The 1974-nt window shown below is 70.1% G+C and carries 3 protein-coding genes; 1 reads left to right on the top strand and 2 read right to left on the bottom strand.

Annotation, left to right across the window (positions count from 1 at the left end):
• The coding region (locus G6018_RS17450) for a class I tRNA ligase family protein (protein WP_182639999.1) at positions 1-390 on the bottom strand (390 nt) is incomplete at its 3' end.
• 326 nt (positions 391-716) lie between these two features.
• The gene (locus tag G6018_RS14500; protein WP_182639998.1) at positions 717-1214 is read right to left on the bottom strand and encodes a DoxX family protein; all 498 of its coding nucleotides are present in this window, start codon (positions 1212-1214) and stop codon (positions 717-719) included.
• 96 nt (positions 1215-1310) lie between these two features.
• Here G6018_RS14500 and G6018_RS14495 point away from each other — a divergent pair, with 96 nt between their 5' ends.
• Positions 1311-1841, top strand: a complete 531-nt coding sequence (locus G6018_RS14495) for a MarR family transcriptional regulator (RefSeq protein ID WP_182639997.1) — start codon at positions 1311-1313, stop codon at positions 1839-1841.
• The last annotated feature ends 133 nt before the right edge of the window (positions 1842-1974 follow it).

Below are 1974 nucleotides of genomic sequence, written 5' to 3'. Positions count from 1 at the left end.
GGCGGGCAGTCCGAACGCGTCATAACCCAGGGTGTGCAGGACGTTGGTCCCGAGCATGCGGTGGTATCGGGCGAAGACGTCGGTGGCGATGTACCCCAGCGGGTGTCCCACGTGCAGGCCGGCGCCGGACGGATACGGGAACATGTCCTGCACGAAGAGCTTGTCCTCGGGCGGTGACGACCCGTCGGCGGCCGCGAGGGGCCCGACGGGGTTGGGGGCCTCGAACGTCCCGTGCTCGGACCACTCGCGCTGCCAGCGGGATTCGATCCGGCCGGCGAGGTCGGCGCCGTAGCGGTGGGCGGGCCCGGCCTGGTCGGTCTGCCCGGACTGGTCGGTCTGCGCGCCGGTGGCGGACTGATCTGCGGTGACGGTCTCGTCGCTGCTGCTCACGGTTGTCTGCTCTCCCTGGATCCTCGCCGGTGCCCACACGCAGGCTTCGGTCAAGCCTAAACCCTGGAGCGGGTCGGGCCTCGTCAGCGTGTGAGCACCGCCCCTCGGGCGCGGGCCGCCCGTCGCCGAGGACCGAGGCTCCCACCCGTGGAGAACCGGGAGTCCCACCCGTCCGGAAGAGCGTTCCGAACGCGTTTCGCGAGTGCGGAGTGTGCGGAACGCTCTTATCGATGCGGCCTTGTCGAGGTGCTCTCGTCGATGCGGCCTTGTCGATGTGCTCTCGTCGATGCTGCCTTGTCGATATGCTCTCGCCGGCCCGCTTCGGGTCAGGCCGTCGTCCTCCGGGCCCCGGCGGCGCGAAGGCCCGCGATCAGCGCGTCGAGGCTGTAGCGACCGGTGCCGACCAGGCCGAAGACGGCGACGGCCAGCCCGATCACGGCGACGAGCTCCCAGCCACCGTTGGTGGCGTAGATCCCCGCGCCCTGGTGGACGAACAGGTAGGCGCCGAACATCACGACGACGACGAGGACCGCGACGACCTGGGTGAGCAGCCCCAGCACCAGCAGGATCCCTCCGGCCAGCTCGACGACGCCCGCGAACACCGCGGCGGTCTGGGCTGCGGGGATCCCGACGGAGTCGAAGAACTGGCCGGTCGCCCCTGCGCCGTTGGTGACGAGCTTCTCCCAGCCGTGCGCGATCAGGACCACACCGAGCAGGACCCGGGCGAGCAGCAGGCCGATATCGCGGACGATCCCGGGCACGGGGAACAGGCGGGTCTCGGCCGCGGCGCCACGGGAGGAGGGGACGGTCGTCGTGGTGCTCATGTCTGTGGTCCTTTCGGGTCACACATCCGGATGATGCGTCACACACTTCTATCCCCGCACTAGGTGTCGTGTCAACTATGAGGGTAGAGTGAAGTCATGACCGAACCGCTGCCGAGCGACCACGTGAGATGGCTGACCGACGAGGAGAAGGCGCTCTGGCGCCACTACCTCGCGATCCAGGGGCGCCTTCACCTGGCGATCCAGCGCGACCTCAAGGCCACCTCGAGCCTGACGGAGCCGGAGTTCGAGGTGCTCGTGTACCTCAGCGAGGCCGACGGCCCGCTACGGATGACCGCGCTGTCCGACGTCCTGCAGTGGGAACGCAGCCGGCTCTCCCATCAGGTGACCCGCATGGTCCGGCGTGGACTCGTCCAGCGGACGAGCTGCCCCACCGACGGCCGGGGCGCGTTCGTCTCCGCGACCGAGGAGGGCATGCGGGAGATCGCGGAGGCCGCACCCGATCACGTCGCCACCGTGCGCCGGGAGTTCCTGGACCGGCTCAGTGAGCAGGACAAGCGCGAGCTCGCGCGACTCCTCGCGCTGGTCGAGGGTTCCACCGGGGAGGGGCCGACGGGGGATGAGGCGAATCGGAAATCCCCCGTCGCGGGCGTACCCTCGGGGGCGTGAACGCAGTGCTCGTGGTGGTCGTGGTGCTCCTGGCGTGTCTCGCCCTCGTGGTCGGGGTCACCGGCCTGTTGGGACTGCTCGGTCGACTGCCGGGCAACGGCGTCCTGGGCGTCCGCACCCCGGAGACCCGCCG

The sequence above is a fragment of the Dietzia sp. DQ11-44 genome (assembly GCF_014145205.1).
GTDB lineage: Bacteria > Actinomycetota > Actinomycetes > Mycobacteriales > Mycobacteriaceae > Dietzia > Dietzia natronolimnaea.
This window is presented reverse-complemented; position numbering and strand designations above follow the sequence as displayed.

Excerpts from the sequence above, each read along its gene's own strand:
- G6018_RS14500 (WP_182639998.1), bottom strand. The coding sequence starts at position 1,214 with ATGAGCACCACGACGACCGTCCCCTCCTCCCGTGGCGCCGCGGCCGAG.
- G6018_RS14495 (WP_182639997.1), top strand. The coding sequence starts at position 1,311 with ATGACCGAACCGCTGCCGAGCGACCACGTGAGATGGCTGACCGACGAG.